Source organism: Parafannyhessea umbonata (assembly GCF_900111255.1).
GTDB classification, from domain to species: domain Bacteria; phylum Actinomycetota; class Coriobacteriia; order Coriobacteriales; family Atopobiaceae; genus Olsenella_J; species Olsenella_J umbonata_A.
Map to the genome: position 1 here is coordinate 285,419 of NZ_FOGP01000001.1, position 22,649 is coordinate 308,067.

Sequence of the window (22,649 nt, forward strand, 5' to 3'; positions counted from 1 at the left end):
GGACCTATGTCAGGAAGTCTTCGGGCAAGGCCAGGCCGGTCGGTTTCAACTCCTACGCGGACGGAGGCAGCATGAGTTCGAACGGATGGCAGCCCATCGAGCCGGAGCGCGAGAACCGCCACGTGGTCGCTAAGGTGATCGCCGTGATCCTGCTGCTTCTGGTGGCCATTGGTGGCGTCACGGGCTTCCGCCTGTATCGCTCCGTCAAGAGCGTCAAGGCTGACGCGCAGGTGGTCATGGACTCGGTCGACCAGCTCAAGGAGTCCGTCAAGAGCGGTGACGCGGAGACCACCCGTTCCGTCGCCTCCAACATGAACATCTCGGTCCACAACATCCAGAACGAGCTCGACGACCCCGCCTGGACCATTGCCTCCTTCGTCCCCGTGCTGGGCGACGACGTGAGGAGCGTCCGCAAGCTCGGCGACGTGCTCGTCGACCTGTCCGACAACGCCATCGCGCCACTGGCCATCAACGCCGACGAGGTCAACCTGAAGAACCTCGTGAAGAACGGCTCCATCAACGTCGAGGCGCTCGAGTCGCTCTCGGACGTGTTCGCGACCGCGGCCCCGGTCGTCACACGCGACGCCGAAGCCGTCCAGTCGCTCCCCGACGCCCATCTGCCGCAGGTCGCCGGCGTGCTCGACAAGGCGAAGGAGAAGATGGGCAAGGCTGCCTCCGCGATCGACAAGGCCAACAGCCTGCTCCCGATTCTTCCCGACATGCTCGGCAAGGACGGGCAGACCCGCAACTACCTGCTGATCGCCCAGAACAACGTCGAGATCCGCTCGACGGGTGGCTTCTATGGCTCCTGGTGCCTGGTCACCGTGACCGATGGCCACATCTCCCTGACCGACTCCAAGACCCTCCAGAACATCGAACCTCCCGCCGGCGCCAACCCCTCTGTCTCCGGAGGCGAGCTTGCGGCATTCGGCCCCAGCATCGCGACCAATCCCGGGTCCACCGGCTTCATGTACGACTTCAGCCGCGCCGGCAACGTGGCCGCCCAGTTCTGGCAGGCCCTCGTGGGTGGGCACATCGACGGCACCATTGCGGTAGACCCCGTCTTCCTGCAGAGGCTCCTCGCCCTTACGGGCGGCGTGACCACCTCTAACGGCGTCACCGTCGACGGCAGCAATGCCGCCGCGGTCCTCATGCACGACTCCTACTGGACCATGCCCTCCGACCAGACCGACCTGTTCTTTGCCGAGGTCGCCGCGCTCTCGTTCAACAAGCTGACCAGCGACCTGGGTGGTGTGAACGTGAAGGACCTCTACGAGACCCTCAACTCGTCCATGGACGACGGCAGGCTGCAGGTCTGGATGGCCAACGAGAACGAGGAGGCCGCCATGAAGGCCATCGGCGCGTCCGGCCAGTTCACCGAGGACAAGACCCCGACGGTCGGCTTCTACATGAACAACGTCTCGTTCTCCAAGATCGAGTGGTACCTCAAGTCCGGGAGCGAGGTCTCGGCTCCCACGGTCAACGCCGACGGCTCGAGGACGTTCAAGGTGACCACGTCGCTCACCAACATGCTCGACTCCGCGACGGCGGCCGGCGCTCCCGACTACGTCTTGGGCGGCAACCAGAGCTACGACAAGACCAACATCACCGAGTGGCTCTACATCGTGGCCCCCTCGGGAGGCACCGTCTCGAACGTCGCGATAAGCGACGGCAGTGCGGTGAACGACCTGGACGAGACGCTAGGCATCAGCTCTTACAGCGCCCTCGTGTCCTTCGGCATGGGGCAGACCCTCACGGTCACCTACGACGTGACGATTCCCGCCGGCGCGGGCGATACGCTCAACGTTCACATGACGCCCACGGCCCAGGAATCTGCAGGTTGGTAATGCCTTGAGGCTGAACAACGCGCACTAGAGAAGCTCTCGCGGCCTGCCACGCCTTGTGGCGGGCCGTCGTGCTTCATAATGAAGAAGAAAGAATCGTGCGAAAGCCCGTCAGGGCGGGGGAACAAGAGGTAGATAGATGAGCGTCAGCTTCAGGGAGACGACCCGAGGCTCGGGTAAGATCTTCGTTCGCGTCGAGGGCCTTGGGCCAAGCGACGGCCTGAACGTCGCGTCCTCCACGAGCGACGGCACCGCCCTTCCCGCCACCTGGCACAGGGACCCTCAGTCCGGCTACGTCGTCGCGGTGGTCCCCGTGCTCGCCGTCGACCAGACCCTGACCGTCGTCGCGCTTGATGCGGCCGGCAATGTCGAGGGTACGGCCACCAAGACGATTCGCCCCCGCATGGCGCGCCTCGCCTCCCAGGTCAACACCGCGACCCGCAACGGCGCCGCGGCCTCCATCAGAAACAGCGACGCCCGCGCCGCCTCGACGGCGGACGTCAGGATCTACGACCTCATTCCCTTCGACGCTGACGTCGAAGTCATCCACTGCGAGGTCTGCCTGAGGGGTGATGGCCTCGGGCGAGAAGTGCTTGGCAACGTCAGGCTGCTGGACTCCACGGGCTCCGACGCCCTCCTGGCACCGCTCGTGTGCCTCGGCGACAAGGTCGTCGACTCGGACGAGGTGCCGGGCCTGAGAGAGCGCCGCGTCACGTTCTCGGCGCGCGTGTGCTCCAACATCGACGAGCTGGTGCTCTGCCTCTTGGCGGAGGAGGGGGCTGCCGATCCCCTCGGCGCCAGGGGAGCGACCGAGGCGTTCTGCGTCGCGCTGGGGCACGACCTCGCGGCGCTGCGCGGCTCGTTCTACGCGCGCACGCTCTCGGCTGACCGCGACCCCGAGTGGGAGGGGTGGTTCCTGAGGAACGTGCGCGCGAGCGAGGCCGAGCTCCAGGCACAGCGCCGCGTCTCGTTCGAGGGCGGTCCGCTCTTCTCGTTCATCGTCCCCCTCTACAAGACGCCCCTCGAGTACTTCGACCAGATGCTCGAGTCGGTGCTTGCGCAGACCTACGGCCGCCTCGAGCTCGTCCTGGTTAACGCGTCTCCCGAGGACGAGCGCCTGGCGCAGGTCGTGAGCGCGGCGTGCGAGCGCGACGCGAGGGTCCGCGTGCTGAACCTGGACGAGAACCGCGGCATCACCCTGAACACCAACGAGGGCATCCGTGCCGCCAGCGGTGACTTCCTGTGCTTCCTCGACCACGACGACGTGATCGAGCCCGACCTGCTGTACCACTACGCTCGCGGCATCGAGCGCTACCCTCGGACGGACCTCCTGTACTGCGACGAGGACAAGCTGATCGACGGCCACTTCTGCCAGGCGTTCCTCAAGCCCGACTGGTCTCCCGACCTGCTGTGCTCCTGCAACTACGTCTGCCACCTGCTGACGGTGCGCAAGTCCGTGGTCGACGGGCTGGAGCTTCCCGACGGCAGCTACGACGGCGCGCAGGACCAGAACATGACCCTGCGCGTGGGCGAGCTTGCGCGCAACGTCTTCCATGCGCGCAAGGTGCTCTATCACTGGCGCGTGCACCCGCAGTCTACGGCCGCGGACCCTGGCTCGAAGAGCTACACCTCGCTGGCGGGGGTCAAGTCGGTGCAGGAGCACCTGGACCGCTGCGGCATCGACGCCGTCGCCCGCATGGACGAGCGCACGCCCAACGTCTACCACGTCGACTACCAGTTTGCCGAGCACCCCCTGGTCTCCATCGTCATCCCCAACAAGGACCAGGTCGACGTGCTCGACCGCTGCCTGGCTTCCATCGCGCAGCGGACCACCTATCCCAACTACGAGGTCATCGTCGTCGAAAACAACAGCACCGAGGACGAGACCTTCTTGTACTACGAGCAGGCCGAGCGCCGCTGGGAAAGGGTCCGCGTGGTGCGCGAGAAGACCGAGGCGGGCCGCTTCAACTTCGCCAGGACCGTCAACTTTGGCTTCTCGCACGCCAAGGGTGACTACTTCCTCATGCTCAACAACGACACCGAGGTCATCACCCCGGGCTGGCTCGAGCAGCTGGTGGGCCCCTGCCGCCGCGAGGACATCGGCGCCGTCGGCTGCAAGCTCCTCTATCCCGATGGACTCATCCAGCACGCCGGCGTGTTCTTCCACTTCGCCGCGCCCGGTCACTTTGGCAAGATGCTGCCGTCCCACACGCAGGACTACTTCAACTTCTGCAACCTGGCGCAGGACCTGACCGCGGTCACGGGTGCCTGCCTGATGACCTCGCGCGAGACCTACGAGGCCGTGGGCGGGATGGATGAGACCTTCGCGGTCGAGTACAACGACATTGACCTCTGTCTGCGCATCCAGGGTCTTGGCAAGCGCGTGCTCTACAACCCTGACGTCGAGATCTACCACTACGAGTCTATCTCGCGCGGGCAGCACCGCCACGGTCCCGCGGCCCTGCGCTCGTGCCGCGAGAACGGCCGCATGATGCAGATGTACCCGCGCTACTTCGTCGAGGGCGACCCGTACCTCAACCCGGGCCTCGTGCGCATGTCAGAGCATCGCGCCCTCAAGAAGTACCTCGACTAGCCTTTGACGATCGACCGCTTGCCCAGATGGGGACGGCGAAAGATGGGATGTGGCCCCGTGCCTTCCGACGTTAGCTTTTCTGATTACCGGGTCATCGCGACCGTGTTCAACACCGACATCCTCCAGCTGCGCGCCTCGTTCGTGCCGGACGGGACCGAGGGGGAGACTCCCTGCGAGGGGCCCCTCTCCGTCAGCTGGAACGGGGGAGAAGGGCCTGCGCCCTCGGTCGTGATCGGCGACGGCACCGATTCCAAGGGGACGCTCCCGCGCATGCGCCACCTCTGGCTCTCGGCCGAGCTTCCGCGCGAGGCCCGCGAGCTCGAGCTGTCGTTCGCGCTCGGCGAGCACCGCGGCTCGGCCGGGCTGGCCCAGGGGCAGCTCGACGCCCTGCGCGACGAGTTCGCGCGCGAGCGCCTTCCCATCGAGGCGAACGACGGCTACGATGCCTGGTTCCGCACGCACCGTACGCCCCAGGCGACCCTGGACGAGCAGCGTCGAGTGCAGGCCGGCTGGCCGGAGCGCCCGCTCTTCTCGGTCATCGTCCCGCTCTACCACACTCCGGTCGACTTCTTCGTCGACATGGCCGACTCCGTGCTGGGGCAGACCTACGACAGGCTGGAGCTCGTCCTGGTCAACTCGACGCCCGGTGATGCCGAGCTCGCGCGGAAGGTGGCGGAGTACCAGGAGCGCGACGGGCGCGTCCGCGTGGTCGAGCTCGAGCGCAACTTGGGCATCACGCTGAACACCGCCGCGGGTACCGACGTCGCCCGGGGCGACTTCGTCTGCTTCTTCGACCACGACGACATCCTCGAGCCCGACGTGCTCTTCAGCTACGCGCGCGCCCTGCGGGACGACGACCAGATCGACCTCATGTACTGCGACGAGGACAAGCTCGAGGGCGGACGCTACGTGTTCCCCTCGTTCAAGCCGGACTTCAGCCAGCTTTTGCTCGAGACCAACAACTACGTGTGCCACATGCTTACCATCCGCCGCTCGCTGCTCGAGAGCCTCCCCGAGGGCTCGAGCAAGTACGACGGCGCACAGGACCATCGCATGACGCTGGTGGCGAGCGAGCGTCTGCGCCACGTGCACCACGCCCGCGGCATCCTCTACCACTGGCGCGTCAACGCCACGTCCACGGCGGGAAACAGCCAGGCCAAGCCCGAGTCCCTCGAGGCCGGTCGCGTCGCCATCGAGGAGCACCTGCATGCGATCGGCGTGCCCGCCCACGTCGAGAACGTCCCCACGATGGCCCACTGCTACGTGACGATCCTCGACGAGGACGCGCCGCGCCCCAAGGTGAGCCTGGTGTTCATGGGCGATTCCGACGAGCTTGCCCGGGGAGAAGAGCTTCCGTGGCCTGGCCTCGAGGTCGTCTGCACCGGTAGGCTCGGCGGCCTTGTCGAGCGTCTGGAGGCGGCTGACGCCGCGTGCCACGCGACGGACGCGGACTACGTGCTGCTCATGGACGGCAGCGCCCTGCCGGGTGAGGCCAATCTGGTGAGCAAGCTCTTCGTGCTCGCGATGAGGGAGGGCGTCGGCGTCGCGGGCGCAAAGGCGCGCCTCGCCGACGGCACCAAGTGGGGCGGCGCGCTCATCCCGACGACGTCCGGACCCCGCCTGGTCGACCGCTACTTCCCGGAGGGCGACCACCAGGCCAGGGGCTACGAGGTCTTCCCGCACGAGGTCTCGGCGCTCACGGGTCAGTGCCTCATGCTGTCCGCCAGCACCCTGCGAGAGCTGGGTGGCATCGACGCCCGGGCAGGCGCCTGGTGGAGCGCGGACCTGTGCGCTCGCGCAAGGGAGGCAGGCCTCTCGTGCGTCGAGGCGCCCATGGCCGCGGTGAGGGTGACGCCGCGCGGCTATGCGCGCGAGCGTCTCTGCATGCGCCCCGACGCGGCCGAGGACGCGTGGCTCATGGAGCGCCACCCGTGGCTGTATGACGGTGACAGCCCGTATTACCAGCACGTTTATGATGACCGTGGCTACTATGGCCTGGGTCGTTAGGAGTTTTAGGTGAAAGAAGAAGCCAGCATCTCGTTCGGCAGGGTCACGCGCGGCCGCGGCCAGGTCTTCGTTTCCGTGAGCGTGACCGCGCCCGATGGCGCCCTCGCGTCCGCGCGCAACGGCGACCGCGAGGGCAGGGCCCTGCCGTGCTGCCTGCGCGCGTTGGGACCCGACGAGGCTGTGGCTTACCTGCCGGTGCTCGAGTGCGTCCAGACCCTCACGGTCGAGGTCCGAGACGAGCGCGGCGAGCTTCTGGCATCGGCCTCCAAGCGACTGAGCCCCCTGGGCGCCAGGCTCTCCTCCTCGCTCAACACCCTCCGCAAGGATGAGCGTGCCGAGGCGATCAGGAACGTCGACCAGAAGCTGGGGCCGGCCTCGCTCTGCCTCCAACTTGCGGCCGTCGTCGAGGACGGCGACCACGATGTGCTGGTGGGCGAGCTGGGCTATGACTGCTTCGACGAGGCCACGGCGATCTCGCCCGTGTCCGTCGAGGCCTTCGACCTCTCGGGCGCCAACGTCACGCGTGTGGCCTGCGCGCTCTCGGACGAGTGCGATGTCGAGGGGGAGGGCGGCCTCATGCGGCGTAGGCAGCGCTTCTCGCTGGCACTGACGCAAGGGGTCGAGACCGTCGCCGTCTTCGCGCGCTTGAAGGAGGGCGACCGAAGGTCAGACTTCATCGTCGTCGAGCCGTACGAGCTTGGGCAGCTGAGGGAGCGCACTCGTCTGGCCCAGTCCTCCGTCGCCGAGGTCGAGCCCGCGGAGGGCCCCGATGCGCTTACGCGCGAGGCCGAGCTCGAGGCGCAGCGCCGCTCGCTCGGGGAGTTTGCGCAGCGCCCCACGTTCTCGATCATCGTGCCACTCTACAAGACGCCGCGCGACTTTCTTGACCAGATGGTCGACTCGGTGCTGGCCCAGACGTATCCCGACCTTGAGCTCCTCTTGGTCAACGCGAGTCCCGAAGACGACGGCCTTTGCGCGCGCGTTGAGGAGATCGTTTGCTCCGACGAGCGCGTGCGCAGCGTCGAGCTCGAGGACAACCAGGGCATTACGCTCAACACCAACGCGGGAATCCGTGCCGCCACCGGCGACTTCCTGTGCTTCCTCGATCACGACGACACCATCGAGCCTGATGCGCTCTGGTGGTACGCGCGCGAGGTCAGCCTCCACCCCGAGACTGACCTTCTGTACTGTGACGAGGACCACCTTCTGGACGGGCGCCTGATTGGCCCCTTCCACAAGAGCGACTGGGACCCCATCTTGCTGTGCGCGCAGAACTATGTCTGCCACATGCTCTGCGTCCGCCGCTCCGTGGTGGAGGGGCTCGAAGGGCTTCCGGGCCGCGAGTTCGACGGCTCGCAGGATCACAACATGACCCTCCTCGTGGGCGAGCGCGCACGTCGCGTCGCGCACGTCCCGCGCGTGCTCTACCACTGGCGCATGCACGAGAACTCGACCGCCGGCAAGGGCGTGGGCCAGAAGTCCTATGCGCTCGAGGCCGAGCGGCTCGCGGTCCAGAGCCACCTTGACCGCTGTGGCGTCAAGGCGCGCGCCGACGTGGGCGGCCGCTTCGAGGGTCGCTGCGACCTGCGCTTTGAGCTGCCAGTGGACCTGTCCCTGCTGGTCGTGGTCCAGCGCGACAAGCAGTCGTCCGACGCCGACGCGCTGGTTGGTCAGCTCAGGAGGCAGCTGGAGCTGGCGGCCGCGGACGTCGATGCCGAGGTCGTCGTGCTGGACGCCGGCGCCGACCTTGCGCGCGAGGTCGCCCGGGGCCATGCCGCGGCCTCGCACGTGCTCGTGCTGGGCCCGCGCGTCACCGCGCCTCCCGAGGGCGAGTGGCTTCCGGACATGATCGGCCCCCTTGCCTCTGGCATGGCGGGCTGCGTGGGCGCGCGCTCGGTCTTCGAGAGCGGCCTTCTGGCGTGTGCTGGCGTGCTCGTCGACGGGCACCGCAGGCCCAAGCGCGTCTACCCCGAGTACCCCGCCTCGAAGATGGGCTACTACGAGTACAACAGGCTTCCGCATGCGGCGAGCGCCGTCGGCTCGGACTGCTTCGCCGTCGCGGCGGACGACCTCGCGAGCCACTATGACGCGACGCTCGGCGACTACGCCGTGGTGGGGCTCTGCCTCTCGCTCGCCGAGGAGGGGCGCCTCTCCATGCAGCAGAACTACGTGAGCGTCCGGGTTACGGCTGGGCTGAGGACGGCCGGCGCGTCTGCGGAGGAATCTGGCGAGCTCGCATGCCGTCGCGAGCTCCTGAGGCGCTTCGGCTTCCGCTTCGTCGGCTCGGACCCGTACTACACGCCTGACGTGGGGGAGGACAACCTCTACTTTGGCGCCTAGGCACTTCTCGGCTGCCGTTCCCGCCACCTGTATGGATGCCCCGCTCGAGCGATAAGCGGCATTTTTGTGCACGCAGATGCGACTGGTAAACTATATTCGCTATGTCTATTTGCCAGAATAGGTTTCTCAAGGAGGCCAGTTTGAAAGGCATCATTCTCGCGGGCGGGTCGGGCACGCGCCTGTACCCGCTCACCACGGTCACGAGCAAGCAGCTCCTGCCCGTGTACGACAAGCCGATGGTCTACTACCCGCTCTCCACGCTCATGCTCGCGGGCATCCGCGACATCCTCATCATCTCGACGCCCAAGGACCTGCCCAACTTCCAGCGCCTGCTGGGCGACGGCTCGGACTTCGGCGTGAGCCTCTCCTACGCGGAGCAGCCCGAGCCCAACGGCCTCGCGCAGGCCTTCGTGATCGGCGCCGACTTCGTGGCCGGCGAGCCCTGCGCGCTCGTCCTGGGCGACAACATCTTCTACGGCAACGGCCTGTCGCGCCACCTGAGGGAGGCCGCCGCGGCCGCCGCCTCCGGGCGCGCCACGGTCTTCGGCTACCGCGTGGACGACCCCGAGCGCTTCGGCGTGGTCGAGTTCGACGACGACTACAACGCCGTCTCCATCGAGGAGAAGCCCGCCGAGCCCAAGAGCAACTACGCGGTCACGGGCCTGTACTTCTACGACGCCCGCGTGACCGAGATGGCCGCCCGCGTCACCCCGTCGGCGCGCGGCGAGTACGAGATCACCGACCTCAACCGTATGTACCTGGAGGACGGCTCGCTCGACGTCATCACGCTGGGCCGCGGCTACGCGTGGCTGGACACCGGCACCATGGAGTCGCTCTTCGAGGCGTCCCAGTTCGTGCGCACGGTCCAGAAGGCGCAGGACCTGCCCGTGTCCGTCCCGGAGGAGATCGCCTTCGAGAACGGCTGGGTCTCGCGCGAGCGCCTGCTCGAGTGCGCGGACCGCTACGGCAAGAGCGACTACGGAAAGCACCTGAGGGTTGTCGCCGAGGGCGGCATCGTCCCCAGCTGCAGGAACAAGGATTAGGGAGCACATGGACTTCGAGAAGGAACTTTCCGTCGTAGAGACCGGCATCGAAGGGCTCAAGGTCCTCGACCTTTCGGTTCACGGCGACAGCCGCGGCTGGTTCAAGGAGAACTATCAGCGCGCCAAGATGGTCGCGCTGGGCATTCCCGACCTGCACGTGGTGCAGAACAACGTGAGCTTCAACGCGAACAAGGGCGTCACGCGCGGCATCCACGCCGAGCCCTGGGACAAGTTCATCTCCATCGCTGCAGGCTCCGTCTTCGGCGCCTGGGTTGACCTGAGGGAGGGGAGCGAGACCTTCGGCAAGGTCTTCACCTGCACCCTCGACCCCTCCAAGGCGATCTTCGTCCCGCGCGGCGTGGGCAACAGCTTCCAGGCGCTCGAGGACGGCACGGCCTACACCTACCTGGTGAACGCCCACTGGTCCGCCGAGCTCAAGAAGACCTACACCTTCGTGAACCTGGCCGACCCCCAACTCGCCATCGAGTGGCCCATCCCGCTGGACCAGGCGACGCTCTCCGAGGCCGACCTCGGGCATCCCATGCTCTCCGACGTCGTGCCCATGAGGCCCAAGCGCACCCTGGTCACCGGTTGCAACGGCCAGCTCGGCCGCGCCGTCAGGGCGCTGGCGGAGAAGCGCGGGGTTGTCTCGTACTTCGACTTCTGCGACATCGACACCTTCGACATGTCCCGCTCCGAGCAGTATTGCCAGTATGACTGGGATCTCTACGGTACCGTGATCAACTGCGGCGGCTACACCGCGGTCGACCGTGCCGAGACCCCCGAGGGCCGCTCCATCTGCTGGGCAGCCAACGCGACGGGCCCCGCACTTCTTGCCCGCACCTGCGCCGAGCACGGCATCACCCTTGTGCACATCTCGAGCGACTACGTCTTCGACGGCACGCGGGAGCTCCACGACGAGTCCGAGCCCCTGGCCCCGCTCTCCGTCTACGGCGCCGCCAAGGCTGCCGGTGACGTGGCCGTGGCGGGCTGCCCCGCGCACTACATCTGCAGGACCAGCTGGGTCGTGGGCGACGGCCACAACTTCGCCCGCACCATGGCCGGCCTCTCCGATCGCGTTGCGGACGAGGGCGACGGCCTCTCGCAGGTGACGGTCGTCGACGACCAGCTGGGCAGGCTCACCTTCACCTCCGAGCTTGCGCGCGGCATCTTCCACCTGCTGGACTCCCGCGCGGCCTTCGGCACCTACGATATGACCTGCTCCGGCGAGACCGTCAGCTGGGCACAGATTGCCCGCGAGGTGTTCGAGGCGCGCAACGGCAACGGCGACGCGGTCAAGCCCGTGAGCACCGAGGACTACTTTGCCTCGGCAGAGGGCCCCATTGCTCCCAGGCCGCACTTCTCGACGCTTGACCTCGCGAAGATCGAGACCACGGGCTTCGAGCCGCGCGACTGGCGCGACTGCCTTTCCGAGTACATGAGCACCAAGATCGACTAGGAGGCCGGCATGGCTGAGGAGTACAAGAACATCATCGTCACGGGTGGCTGCGGCTTCATCGGCAGCAACTTCGTGCACTACGTCGTCAAGAACCATCCCGAGACCCACGTCACGGTGCTCGACAAGCTGACCTACGCGGGCAACCCCGCCAACATCGAGGGCCTTCCCAAGGACCGCGTCGAGCTGGTCGTGGGCGACATCTGCGACTCCGAGCTGCTCGATCGCATCGTGCCCGGCCACGACGCGATCGTCCACTACGCCGCCGAGAGCCACAACGACAACTCCATCGCGAACCCCGACCCGTTCGTGCAGACCAACATCGTCGGCACCTACCGCCTGCTCGAGGCCGTGAGGAAGTACGACGTGCGCTACCACCACGTCTCGACCGACGAGGTCTACGGCGACCTCGCGCTGGACGAGCCGCGCCGCTTCCGCCCCGACGACCCGTACAAGCCCAGTAGCCCCTACAGCTCCTCCAAGGCGAGCTCCGACCTGCTGGTCCGCGCGTGGACGCGCACCTACGGCCTGCGCACCACGATCTCGAACTGTTCCAACAACTACGGCCCCTACCAGCACGTCGAGAAGTTCATCCCTCGACAGATCACCAACATCATCGACGGCGTCCGCCCCAAGCTCTACGGCGACGGCAAGAACGTGCGCGACTGGATCCACACCGAGGACCACTCCTCGGGCGTGTGGGACATCCTCACCAAGGGCCGCATGGGCGAGACCTACCTGATCGGTGCCGACGGCGAGCGCAGCAACATCGACGTGCTGCGCGCCATCCTCGAGCGCATGGGTAGGGACGCCGACGACTTCGACTGGGTGCGCGACCGCCCCGGCCACGACCGCCGCTACGCCATCGACAACACCAAGCTTGTCGAGGAGCTCGGTTGGAAGCCCCGGCACACGAACTTCAGCGAGGGCCTGGACCAGACCATCGCGTGGTACCGCGAGCACGAGGACTGGTGGCGTCCCGCCAAGGAGGCCACCGAGGCCAAGTACGCCAAGCAGGGACAGTAGCGCCGCATGGCGAGGCGGACGGACAACTTCAGGCTTGAGGGCGTGTGCCGTGGCGAGGGCTACGGCTACGCCCTTGTAAGGACCGCCGAGTCGCTTCCGAGGATCGTCGGCGTGGCTCGCACGCCCGAGGGCGTTGAGGTTCCGGTCAAGACGATGCCCCAGAGCTGCCCGCCGTCGCTTTCCCAGGGGAGCCTCAAGGCCTGGGTGCTCGCGTTCCCGCTGCTCGCCGTCGACCTCAGGGTGGAGGTGCGCCTGGGCTCGCTCGAGGGCGCTCCGCTGGCGTCCTTCGTGTTCTCGCGCGTGACGAGCAAGTTCCAGTCACGCTTCCTGAGCACGTGCACGCCCGAGAGAACGCGCCTGATGCGCGGGAGCGAGGAGCGCTGCTCCAGCACGCCCTCGCCCATAACCATCCTGGGCGCGTGGCCGCTCCCGGACGGCAGCGTTGCCTGGCGCACGAGCGTGACCTTCGCCTTCCCCTGCGAGGGCGAGCAGCCCGAGCTGAGGGTCTTCGACTCCTCCATGAGGCCCGTCGACTTCAGGCTCTGCCTGCTCGAGGACCAGGTGGTCCCCTCGGGCGTCGACGACGGATCGCGCCGCATCGTGACGTTTTCGGCCGTCCTGCCCAAGGGGCTCGACACGTTCGTCATGGCGACGTCTTTGGGCGAGTTCGGCGAGAACCGCGACTTTGCGTCCATCTGCCCCGCCCGCATCGGCAGGCACCTGCGCACCTTCGGCCAGGCGCCCGTGGGCGCCGCGAACGCCGACGAGTGGGAGCGCTGGCTCGTGCGCGAGCGCAAGGCGAACCTTTCGTGCCAGCCGCGCCCGAAGCATCCGGATGACCCGAGCTTCGCCCTCGTCGTGTCATATGCCAGGGGAGAAGAGCATGAGCTCTACGAGACCTTGGACTCCATCCTCAGGCAGACCCACCAGGGCTGGCAGGCCGTCCTGGTCGGTCCCGTCGCGCCCGAGCCCGAAGTCGCCGCTCGCGTGGAAGAGGACGGCCGCATCAGGTCGCTCGTCGTTGCGGACGCGCCGCGCGGCGAGCTCGAGGTCGCCGCGCTCGAGCAGGTTGATGCGGACTACGTCGGCTTCGTGCGCTCCGGGGACCTTCTTGAGGCCGATGCGCTCGAGTGCTTCGACCAGGGCATCCGCCGGCACCGTCAGGCAGAGTTCCTCTACTGCGACGAGGACCGCCTGTCCGGGGGCAGGCTCTTCTCGCCCCGCCTCAAGACCTGCCCCAACCTCGAGAAGCTTCGCTCTCACAACTACATCGGGAGCCTTCAGATGGTCTCGGGAAAGCTCCTGCGTCGCATGGGCCCCGTGCCCGGCGAGTGCGCGGGCGCGAGCGGCTACTGGCGCGCCCTGCGTGCCTTCGAGCTCGAGGCCGCCGTCGTGCAGGTGCCGCGCGTGCTCTACCATGCGCGCGAGGACCGCTCCCTGGAGGACATGGTCGCGGCCCGCGTCGCGCTCGAGGGGCATCTCGGGCGCTGCGGCGTGAGCGCCACGGTGCAAGACGGCCCCGTGCCCCAGAGTCTGCGTGTACGCTACGAGCTGCCGAGCCCGCTTCCCAAGGTGAGCGTCGTCATTCCCAGCAAGGATCACGTTGACCTTCTGAGGCCCTGCCTCGAGAGCATCCTCAAGAAGAGCAGCTATCCCGACTTCGAGGTCGTCGTGGTCGAGAACAACAGTACCTCGCGGGCAACCTTCGACTATTACGACGAGGTCAGCGCGGCCGATTCGCGCGTGCGGGTGGTGACGTGGAGGCCCGAGGTCGCCGGCACGTTCAACTACTCCGCCATCGTCAACGAGGGGGCCCGCAGCGCCACGGGCGACCTCCTGCTGTTTTTGAACAACGACACCCAGGTGATTGCGGACGACTGGATCGAGGAGCTCGTCGCGGCCCTCGCGCAGCGCCCCGAGGTTGCCGTCGTCGGTGCCAAGCTGGTCTTTCCCGACGGCCTCATCCAGCACGCCGGCATGGCGTACAACCCCAACGGCATGTTCATGCACCTGGGCGAGACCACTCCGGCCAACCTCGTCGACCACGACCGCAACGTCTGCCTGCCGCATGACTCGACCATGGTCACGGGTGCCTGCCAGCTGGTGCGACGCTCGGTCTTCGATGAGCTGGGCGGCTACGATGAGGCTCTGGCCGTCGCCTTCAACGACGGCGACTTCTGCCTGCGCGCACGCGACGCGGGATATGCCGTCACGTACACGCCCTACGCCGTGCTCTACCACAAGGAGTTCTCGTCGCGCGGACGCGAGTCCACCGACACGCGCCAGCAGGCCCGCTTCCTCAAGGAGTACGCCATCCTTGCTGCTCGCCATGCCGAGCGCTTCGTGGCGGGAGACCCCTCCATCAACCCGAACTTCAACCAGTGGGAGGCGCAGTTCCACCTGCGCTAGCGGGCAATTCTTGCCCGCGCGACGCCGCGCGCGTCGGAGAAGTGCGCAACCATAGTGCTTGATGCCACAAGGTCCCCGACAGCCAGGCTGCCGGGGACCTTGCTCGTTCGGTTTCGGGGAGGGGGCGTCGGCTCGTCCGCCGCGCCCTCCCTAGTAGTTCTCGCCGCGCGGGTGGATCTTGCGGTAGATGCTGCGCGCCTTCTTGAAGCGCTTGCTGTCCAGCGGCAGGAAGAACCTGACGATGGGGGTGGCCACCTTCTGGTACGCGAACTCCTTCGGGGTAAGCTTGCCCGAGCCGGGAACCTTGTCGTTCGCGGGCGCCTGGCACATGCGGTGCAGTGCGACCTCGTAGAACGGCGTCTGGCGGGCGTATCTCCAGAAGTGCTCGGAGTAGTCGCAGGCGGGGCTGTTCCAGGGCTTCTCGGGCCCCGCGTAGTGCACGACGTAGGGGTTCTTGCGCGATGCCATGTATGCCTGGTAGATGTCGCGCGGCGCGCGGATGATGATGTCCTTGATCCGGATGCCCACCCAGTCCATCATCACGTTCCAGGCCATGTCGACGTACTTGACGCGACCCTGGCACAGGTAGTTCAGGACGTCCTGGTCAAGCAGCTGCCAGTCGTACGACGAGGCAAAGCTGAAGATCTCCTCCGGCGTGTAGGCGCGGCGCCACTCGTCCAGGTTGAAGACGATGGTACCGGCCTGGAAGTAGTCGTAGGGGTGCTTGATCTTGAGGATCTCGTCCATGTACTTGTTCTTGGCGACCGCGTCGGTGCCGCTGTGGGGAGCGCCGTTGTAGAGGCCCGCGGTGTCGGGGTCGCGCACGGCCGCAACCAGGCAGCCCTCGACGTCGGTGTCGAAGAGCTCGGCCACGTCGTGCAGGCAGATCATGTCGGCGTCAAGGTAGAGCACCTTGTGGTAGTCAGGCAGCATCTGCGGAAGCAGCAGACGGAAGTAGGTCTCGACCTTGAAGTGGCCGCGCAGGTACAGCTTGCTCTGGTAGGCGCGCATGGCCGCGGTTACCTTCAGGAAGCGCAGGCTGATGTTGGGAGCCTCCACCATCTGGCGCATGAGGTCGATGTTCTTCTGGGTGAAGTCCTCGTGCAGGACGATGATGTCGTACTTCCTGTGGTCAGAGCAGTTGTCTGCCACGGACTTCAGCAGCGCTCCCAGGTAGGGGGAGTAGAAGTCGTTGGCCGAGAAGACCAGCGCGACCGGCTCTGACTCCTCCTTGGAGGCATCCCAGGCGGGCTCGAGGGTCTGGGCCTCGTCGACGTCGGCGAACAGCGCGCGCTGCAGCGTGGTGTACTTGACGCCCTTCTGCTCTATGAGCCAGGTCAGGTAGATGCCGCACAGGCGTTCGGCTAGGTAGCCGCTCACGCGGTTGCTGGTGACGTCGTAGCTCTCGAGGGCCTCGGCGCGGCGCCTCTCGTGCTCCTCGAGGATGTCGAACAGCCAGGTGGAGTATGCCTGGAAGAGGTCTCTCTTCATGATGAAGACGTTGCAGAAGTAGCCCTCGCTGCGGTTGAGGTAGTCCTTCGCGATGCCGCTGAACTCCGGGTAGCGCTCCGCGATGATGTCCATCACGCAGTCGAGGTCCTCCTTCTTCTGCTCCCAGGAGTTGTAGTAGGCATAGCCGATGGTGGTGCTGCCCTGGAAGCCGCCCTTCTCGGGAACGATGAGGTCGTACTGCTCGATGAGCTTGCGCATGGCCTCGGGGTCGTCGTAGCCCAGCTTGGCCAGGGTGGCGTCGTCGTTGGCGTCCATCAGGACGTCGCCAAAGCGGTTGGTGGGGTAGTGCTGGCTCTGATCGAAGCTCAGGTAGCGGCGATAGTGCATGAAGCCGTAGTAGTCGGCATCGGCGTTCTTCCACGCCCAGTACTGGGCCGTCAGCTCGCAGTAGCGCGGGTTCTTCTGCGAGATGTTCTCGCCCTCGTCGTCGTGGAGCATGCCCTCGAGCTTCTGCGCATGGAGCGCGGCGCCCACCTCTATGGGGCAGATCAGCTCGTTGTCGGGAAAGTGGACCCCGCCCTTGTGGGTCGAGACGAATAGCTTGATGGAAGTGTTGGCATCCTGCGCCATGCTGCCTCCTGGTGACCTTCCTGCGGAAGATATCGTGAATGACCAGTTGTTTGGGAAAAGGATAGCATTCCCAAATGCCGCCCCGCGAAGTCTGCGGTATTCTCTATATTCGTGTCTCTGTAACAGCACCGATGGTCGGCCGCGCGGCTCTGGGGCGTCCCTTTTGCCGCCTGATTGTCGAGGGCGCTACCGACTTACCCAAAGGAGAAGAACGTGCTTTCCGTAGATGAGCAGCTGAAGGTCATCCTGTCTGGAACCATGCAGGTGGTTCCTCTGGAGGAGCTCAAGAAGAAGCTCGCGAAGGGCGAGCCCCTCAACATCAAGCTGGGCGTCGATCCCACGAGTCCCGACCTGCACCTGGGCCACGCGGTGCCCCTGCGCAAGATGCGCCAGTTCCAGGACCTCGGTCACCATGTCACGCTCATCATCGGCAACGGCACGGCGCTCATCGGCGACCCCTCCGGTCGCGACAGCACCCGACCGCCCCTCACCGAGGAGCAGGTTGAGGCAAACGCCAAGACCTACGTCGCGCAGGCCATGAAGGTGCTCGACCCCCAGAAGACCACCATCGTCCACAACGGCGACTGGCTGAAGCCCCTCGACCTGAGCAAGATGCTCGAGCTCATGAGCCAGTTCAACGTCGCGCGCATCCTCGAGCGCGAGGACTTCCACAACCGCTACACCAATGGCCTCTCCATCAGCCTGCACGAGTTCATCTATCCCGTGCTGCAGGCCTACGACTCCGTCGTGATCAAGGCCGACCTCGAGATGGGCGGCAACGACCAGATCTTCAACCTGCTTGCTGGCCGAGACCTCATGCGCTCCATGGACATGGAGCCGCAGGTCGCCCTTACGGTGCCCCTGCTTGTGGGTCTGGACGGCCACAAGAAGATGTCCAAGTCCTACAAGAACTACGTCGGCCTCACCGATGCCCCCAACGACATGTACGGCAAGCTCATGTCCATCGCCGACGAGATCGTCCCGATGTACTTCCGCCTGTGCTCCACGCTGCCCGTGGACGAGGTCGACGCCATCGACAAGGCGTTCGAGGATGGCACCGCCGACCCCTACAAGCTCAAGCGCCAGCTGGCCCGCAACATCGTCGACCTGTACCACGGCGAGGGCGAGGGCCAGAAGGCCGAGGACGCCTTCGACGCCCAGTTCAAGAAGAACGAGGTGCCCGACGACGTCAAGGAGTTCCCGATGAGCCTGGTCGTCACCAACGACGAGGGCAAGGTCTACCTGGCCAAGCTTCTGGCCGACCTCGAGATCTGCAAGTCCGCCGGCGAGGGCCGTCGCCTGATCGACGGCGGTGGCGTCAAGGTCAACGGCGAGCCCGTTGCGCCGAAGAGCTACAACGTGGATCCCGCGCTCTTCTCTGCGGGCACCACGGTCCAGTCTGGCAAGAAGCGCTGGGCGAAGCTGGTGTAAAGTCACCTATAACTGAACAGTAGAGGAGGGCGTCCCCAAGGGCGCCCTCCTCGTCTTATGGGGTATTGTGTTTGAGACCAATGCATGTAAATAGCGGCTGACATCTTTTTTGATGCCAGCCGCTTTGATTTTGGCTTTGATGCAACACGCTTATTGACTAATCGCCGTCGGTCTTCTTGTTGTGAAGGGCGATCTCCTGGGAAAGCTCGTCGATTCGGTTCGTCTGGCGCGAGAGCTCGCAGCTCAGGCTGAAGAGCTTGATGAGCATGAGGGCGATGATGACGACGAAGACAAAGTTGCTGGGGGAGAGGAACCCCAGAAGTCCCGAGAAGAAGAACGCTATCCCTGGGAAGATCGCGACGACGACGAGGACGGCTGCGGACACGACCCAGAAGATCGAATCGGCGACACGGATCTTGCCCTTCTTGACGCGGTTGATTACCACACCCAGGGCGACGAACGCCCCGATTGCAAGGATGACTCTGAGCAGGGATGACATGGTTACCGTCCTATCTGAACCAGATGAAGAGAATGATGGACAGGCAGGTCCTGGCCATGTAGGAGATTGATTTGAAGAAGTTGAGATAGCTCGTTCCGCCCTGCCTGTCTCGCATTTCTGCCGGGACCTCGACGACCGTCGCGCCCTTGCGGATGAGGTATGCCATGGCATCGGGCTCGGGCTGGAGGTCGAAGCTCTTTGCGAACTTCTCGATCATCTTCCTGTTGTACATGCGCATTCCAGACGTCGGGTCAGAGATGACCTGGCCGGAGGCGAACCTGATGAGTCCGGTGATGAGCTTTGCGCCGATGCCTCGAGCTCCAACGGCCCCTCCACCTGCGAGATTCCTGGACGCGATGACGACGTCCGCCTTCTTCTGGGAGAGGGCCTCTGCCATCACGGGAATGTACGATGGGATGTGCTGCCCATCCGAGTCGATCTGGACGGCTGCGTCGTAGCCGTTCCTGAGGGCGTACTTCATGCCGGTTCTGAAGCCGGATGCGAGGCCGCAGTTGATGGGAAGGTCGACGTGGTTGAGCCCGAGGCTGTCGCAGATGGGTCCTGTCGAGTCGCTTGACCCGTCGTTGATTACGAGATAGTCGACGTCGGGGCACGTCGAGGTAAGCTCCGCGATGGTTGACTCGAGGCACTCTTCTTCATTGTAGGCAGGAACAATTGCAAGGATTTTCACTGTAAGAACTCCAGAACGAAGTTGTCTGCGCTTCGGATGAATTATACCTAATGCCTAGTCAACCCCATAATTTCCAGCTGGATACCACACGAGTGTTCCCCGCTACGAAGGCAGAGGCATGAGAAAGAAGCAGTTCAGAGACAACCACTCCGTACCCGAGCTCTTGGCGCCGGCAGGTGGTCCCGAGCCCTTCAACGCTGCCCTGGCGGCAGGGGCGGATGCCATCTACTGCGGCCTGGGCAACGATTTCAACGCTCGCCGCGGAGCACGCAACTTCACGGACGAGACGTTCGCCGAGGCTTGCCGCGCCGCGCACCTTGCGGGCGCACGCGTCTACGTCACCGAGAACGTCGTCATCAGGACCGAGGAGATGCCGGCGGCGCTGGCGCTCGTCAGACGCGCGTGGCTGCTCGGTGCCGATGCGTTCATCATCCAAGACTGGGGGCTCCTCTCCGAGATCCAACGCCTGTGGCCGCAGATCGAGGTTCACGTGTCGACCCAGGCCAACGTCCACGATGCCAGGGGAACCGCCTGGTGCCGTGACCTGGGTGTCGACCGCGTCACGCTCTCGCGCGAGCTTTCCGTTGCCGAGATCGAGCGCATTGCCCGGGAGGGCGTGGAGCTTGAGGGGTTCGGACACGGGGCGCTCTGCTTCTGCTACTCGGGCGTCTGCATGATGAGTTCGCTCGCCGGCAGCCGCTCGGCGAACCGCGGCCTGTGCGCACAGCCTTGCCGCCTGAAGTACGAGCTGGTCAACCAGGATGGAAAGCGCATCGCGCCCGTCGGCTGGGACCGGCCGCTGTGCCCCAGGGACTACTGCACCTTCGACGACGTCGAGCGCCTTGCCAAGGCAGGCCTGGGCTCGCTCAAGGTCGAGGGCCGCATGAAGGCCCCCGACTACGTCCACTCCGTCATCTCGGCGTACCGCGCCCAGCTTGATGACCTTGATGCGGGCCGCATTCCTCCGAAGGGGAGCGAGGATGCCCGTCGCGAGCTTCTGAAGCGAGCCTTCAATCGTGACTTTACCAACAGCTACCTCGATCACCGCTCCGACAACGACATGATGAGCTACGAGCGCTCCAACAACCGTGGAGAGCTCGTCGGCAAGGTCATCGCGACCCGTGACCTGGGAAGCTCCAAGGTCAAGCGAGGTGGTCGTGCCGGCGGCCGCGACCGATTCCGCACCATCACGCGCGCCGAGGTCGACATCGTGCTCGACCGCCACGTGGGCAAGGGTGACCTGCTCGAGGTTCGCCCCATCGCAGACCCCACCCAGTTCCTCACCGTCCACGCCCAGGACGACGCCGACGCCGGTGCGACCATCACCTGCATTGCCTCCCGACCCATGGAGGTCGGCGCACCCGTGCGCGTCATCCGGTCCCAGGCCGCGATGGACGCCGGAGCGCGAGCCGCCAAGGGCGAAGACGCCCCCAAGCGCAAGGTTGCCGTCCGCGTTCTTGCCAGGCAGGGGGAGCCCTTCTGCGTGGAGCTCGAGACGCTTGATGGCATCATCGCTCGTGCCGAGGGCTTCGTCGTCGAGCCTGCAAGGACCAAGGCCGTCTGCGAGGGCGACCTTGTGGAGCACGTGGGCCGGATGGGACAGACGCCCTTTGACCCTGTCTCCTTTGACGTCGAGCTCGACGAGGGCTGCGGCATGGGCTTTTCGGCGGTGCACAAGGTGCGCGCGGCCGCCTGTGAGCTGCTCGTGCAGAAGATCCTTGGGCCATCGAGCGCCTCCGTGCGCGAGCGGGACCTGGCTTCCGTTCCGTCCGTGGACGAGCTTGCGGCCGCGTCCTCGGAGAAGAGGGGGGCGTGCGGCATCGCCACTCCTGGCTCTCGCGACGCCTCGGCTGAGGTCTGCGCACTCGTCCCCTCCGCCGCGGTTGCCCGTGCGGCTGCCGAGGCCGGCGCCACGCGCATCTATGCGACGGCGGACACCCTTTTGGCCGACCGCGACGCGGATTGGCCCGAGGGCGTGCAAGTCGTGCCTTGGCTGGACGAGGTCTGCCGCGAGTGCGACCACGAGCGCCTCGACCCCTTCGTTCGCGAGGGGAGGGCCTGCGGCGTGGGCAACGTGAGCGAGCTCGCGCTTGCCGTCGAGCGTGGCGCCGCGGCTGAGGTTCGCCCCTGCATTCCCGTCCACAACGAGAGCTGCCTGGTCGAGCTCGAGCGGGCCGGGGCCCAGGGATTCTGGCTGTCTCCCGAACTCACGCTCGAGGAGATCTGCGCCCTCGCGCCTCGCTCCTCGGTTCCCGTCGGGCTCGTGGTCTCGGGTCGCACGCGTGCCATGACTAGCGAGCACTGCGTGCTGCAGGCGGCCAATAGGTGCATCCACGAATGCGCGCGCTGCAAGCTGCGCCAGCAGAAGAACTCGCTGCGTGACCAGGACGGCTCGCTCCTTCCCGTGCGCACCGACCTGCAGGGGCGCAGCCGCATCTACTCGGCGCACCCGCTCGATGCGACTCCGCAGGCCACCGAGCTCCTTGCGGCCGGCGTCAGCCGCCTGATGGCCGACTGCACCCTGCTCGACGCCGACGAGGCGGCCTTTGCCGTCCAGCGAGTCGTGCGCGCGGTCGAGGCCGTTCGCCAGGGCAGGCGTCCCGCCGCCCGCGCCCAGGGCTCGGTCTCGGGCCACCTCTTTGCGGGAATCGCCTAGATCTCCCAATGTCGTTTGGGTTTCTCGCCTGAGCAGCGCGGGCGAATGGGTAGACTTGAACCAATTGAAAGTAACGCGGTGGGATTTCGCCGAGAGCAGCGGGCACGCTTGCTCGCTCCCGCCGGGCAAGGAAGGACCGTTTAGACATGGCAGAGAACCAGACCAAGCAAGAGAACGCCAAGACCCCCGTCAACGTCGAGCTCCTCGAGGCTACCCTCGACGTGATTCGCCAGAGCCTCCAGGCCGACGGCGGCGACGTTGCGCTCGTGAACGTCGACGACCAGGGCGTCGTTACCCTTGAGATGCAGGGCGCGTGCGCAGGATGCCCGCTCTCGAGCATTGACATGAGCGAGGGCATCGAGCGCATCCTTATGGAGCACGTGCCGGGCGTGACGAAGGTCCAGCCTGCCATGGAGTGGTAAGCCCTTCTCGCTGGAAGAATATTGGAGGCGGTGTGCTATGGCTTGGCGCACCGCCTTCTCGTGTTCTTTCCGCTGTGGAATGAGTAAGGACGCTCAGCCTAGGGGGTTATCATTTATGGGTCTGATTTGCGCTGGCGAGTATGCCGATGC

General features: G+C 65.8%; 14 protein-coding genes. 11 read left to right on the forward strand and 3 right to left on the reverse strand.

The genetic code is table 11. The annotated features are described in order from the left end of the window. Window positions 1–71 precede the first annotated feature (71 nt). The 8 genes from BMY31_RS01275 to BMY31_RS01310 all read left to right on the forward strand — a co-directional run bounded on the left by BMY31_RS01275 (window position 72) and on the right by BMY31_RS01310 (window position 14,718). A complete protein-coding gene (locus BMY31_RS01275; RefSeq protein ID WP_143802905.1) occupies window positions 72–1,847 on the forward strand; it encodes a DUF4012 domain-containing protein in 1,776 nt (591 codons plus the stop codon). Between the two features lie 136 nt (window positions 1,848–1,983). Then, the gene (locus BMY31_RS01280) at window positions 1,984–4,437 is read left to right on the forward strand and encodes a glycosyltransferase family 2 protein (RefSeq protein WP_091007537.1); all 2,454 of its coding nucleotides are present in this window, start codon (window positions 1,984–1,986) and stop codon (window positions 4,435–4,437) included. Between the two features lie 57 nt (window positions 4,438–4,494). Beyond that, the gene (locus tag BMY31_RS01285) at window positions 4,495–6,444 is read left to right on the forward strand and encodes a glycosyltransferase (RefSeq protein ID WP_143802906.1); all 1,950 of its coding nucleotides are present in this window, start codon (window positions 4,495–4,497) and stop codon (window positions 6,442–6,444) included. A 9-nt stretch (window positions 6,445–6,453) separates the two neighbouring features. Then, window positions 6,454–8,784, forward strand: coding sequence for a glycosyltransferase (locus BMY31_RS01290; protein WP_091007543.1), 2,331 nt, complete (start codon window positions 6,454–6,456; stop codon window positions 8,782–8,784). Window positions 8,785–8,924: 140 nt separating this feature from the next. Continuing rightward, entirely contained in the window at window positions 8,925–9,827 is a 903-nt protein-coding gene (gene rfbA / locus BMY31_RS01295) for a glucose-1-phosphate thymidylyltransferase RfbA (RefSeq protein WP_078686476.1), read from the forward strand. Between the two features lie 7 nt (window positions 9,828–9,834). Beyond that, window positions 9,835–11,286, forward strand: coding sequence for a sugar nucleotide-binding protein (locus BMY31_RS01300; protein ID WP_078686477.1), 1,452 nt, complete (start codon window positions 9,835–9,837; stop codon window positions 11,284–11,286). A gap of 9 nt (window positions 11,287–11,295) precedes the next feature. Next, window positions 11,296–12,309 carry a dTDP-glucose 4,6-dehydratase gene (gene rfbB, locus BMY31_RS01305; protein WP_078686478.1) on the forward strand — a complete coding sequence of 338 codons (1,014 nt, stop codon included), beginning with the start codon at window positions 11,296–11,298 and terminating at the stop codon, window positions 12,307–12,309. A 6-nt stretch (window positions 12,310–12,315) separates the two neighbouring features. After that, complete coding sequence (locus tag BMY31_RS01310; protein ID WP_091007546.1) at window positions 12,316–14,718, forward strand: glycosyltransferase family 2 protein; 2,403 nt, start codon at window positions 12,316–12,318, stop codon at window positions 14,716–14,718. 150 nt (window positions 14,719–14,868) lie between these two features. Here the strand turns inward: BMY31_RS01310 and BMY31_RS01315 are convergent, their stop codons facing one another. Next, a complete protein-coding gene (locus tag BMY31_RS01315) occupies window positions 14,869–16,800 on the reverse strand; it encodes a DUF4422 domain-containing protein (protein WP_091007548.1) in 1,932 nt (643 codons plus the stop codon). Between the two features lie 213 nt (window positions 16,801–17,013). Between BMY31_RS01315 and tyrS the strand changes: the two genes are divergently transcribed. Further along, on the forward strand, window positions 17,014–18,231 hold the full coding sequence (gene tyrS, locus BMY31_RS01320) for a tyrosine--tRNA ligase (RefSeq protein WP_091007550.1): 1,218 nt from the start codon (window positions 17,014–17,016) through the stop codon (window positions 18,229–18,231). A gap of 157 nt (window positions 18,232–18,388) precedes the next feature. Here tyrS and BMY31_RS01325 read toward each other — a convergent pair whose 3' ends face one another. Both BMY31_RS01325 and BMY31_RS01330 read right to left on the reverse strand, forming a co-directional pair. Next, window positions 18,389–18,730 (reverse strand): DUF2304 domain-containing protein, encoded by a 342-nt coding sequence (locus BMY31_RS01325; protein ID WP_078686482.1) that lies wholly within the window; start codon window positions 18,728–18,730, stop codon window positions 18,389–18,391. Between the two features lie 10 nt (window positions 18,731–18,740). Continuing rightward, entirely contained in the window at window positions 18,741–19,421 is a 681-nt protein-coding gene (locus tag BMY31_RS01330) for a glycosyltransferase family 2 protein (protein ID WP_078686483.1), read from the reverse strand. Window positions 19,422–19,539: 118 nt separating this feature from the next. Between BMY31_RS01330 and BMY31_RS01335 the strand changes: the two genes are divergently transcribed. Both BMY31_RS01335 and BMY31_RS01340 read left to right on the forward strand, forming a co-directional pair. Further along, window positions 19,540–22,077: a U32 family peptidase gene (locus BMY31_RS01335; protein ID WP_091007553.1), complete on the forward strand. Its 2,538-nt coding sequence runs from the start codon at window positions 19,540–19,542 to the stop codon at window positions 22,075–22,077. Between the two features lie 146 nt (window positions 22,078–22,223). Beyond that, the gene (locus BMY31_RS01340) at window positions 22,224–22,499 is read left to right on the forward strand and encodes a NifU family protein (protein WP_078686485.1); all 276 of its coding nucleotides are present in this window, start codon (window positions 22,224–22,226) and stop codon (window positions 22,497–22,499) included. Window positions 22,500–22,649: the final 150 nt, after the last annotated feature.

What these genes read in the sequence shown, in the direction of transcription:
- rfbB (WP_078686478.1), top strand. Translation starts at nt 11,296, where the DNA reads ATGGCTGAGGAGTACAAGAACATCATCGTCACGGGTGGCTGCGGCTTC.
- BMY31_RS01340 (WP_078686485.1), top strand. Translation starts at nt 22,224, where the DNA reads ATGGCAGAGAACCAGACCAAGCAAGAGAACGCCAAGACCCCCGTCAAC.
- BMY31_RS01315 (WP_091007548.1), bottom strand. Translation starts at nt 16,800, where the DNA reads ATGGCGCAGGATGCCAACACTTCCATCAAGCTATTCGTCTCGACCCAC.
- BMY31_RS01335 (WP_091007553.1), top strand. Translation starts at nt 19,540, where the DNA reads ATGAGAAAGAAGCAGTTCAGAGACAACCACTCCGTACCCGAGCTCTTG.
- BMY31_RS01325 (WP_078686482.1), bottom strand. Translation starts at nt 18,730, where the DNA reads ATGTCATCCCTGCTCAGAGTCATCCTTGCAATCGGGGCGTTCGTCGCC.
- BMY31_RS01300 (WP_078686477.1), top strand. Translation starts at nt 9,835, where the DNA reads ATGGACTTCGAGAAGGAACTTTCCGTCGTAGAGACCGGCATCGAAGGG.
- BMY31_RS01275 (WP_143802905.1), top strand. Translation starts at nt 72, where the DNA reads ATGAGTTCGAACGGATGGCAGCCCATCGAGCCGGAGCGCGAGAACCGC.
- BMY31_RS01310 (WP_091007546.1), top strand. Translation starts at nt 12,316, where the DNA reads ATGGCGAGGCGGACGGACAACTTCAGGCTTGAGGGCGTGTGCCGTGGC.
- BMY31_RS01280 (WP_091007537.1), top strand. Translation starts at nt 1,984, where the DNA reads ATGAGCGTCAGCTTCAGGGAGACGACCCGAGGCTCGGGTAAGATCTTC.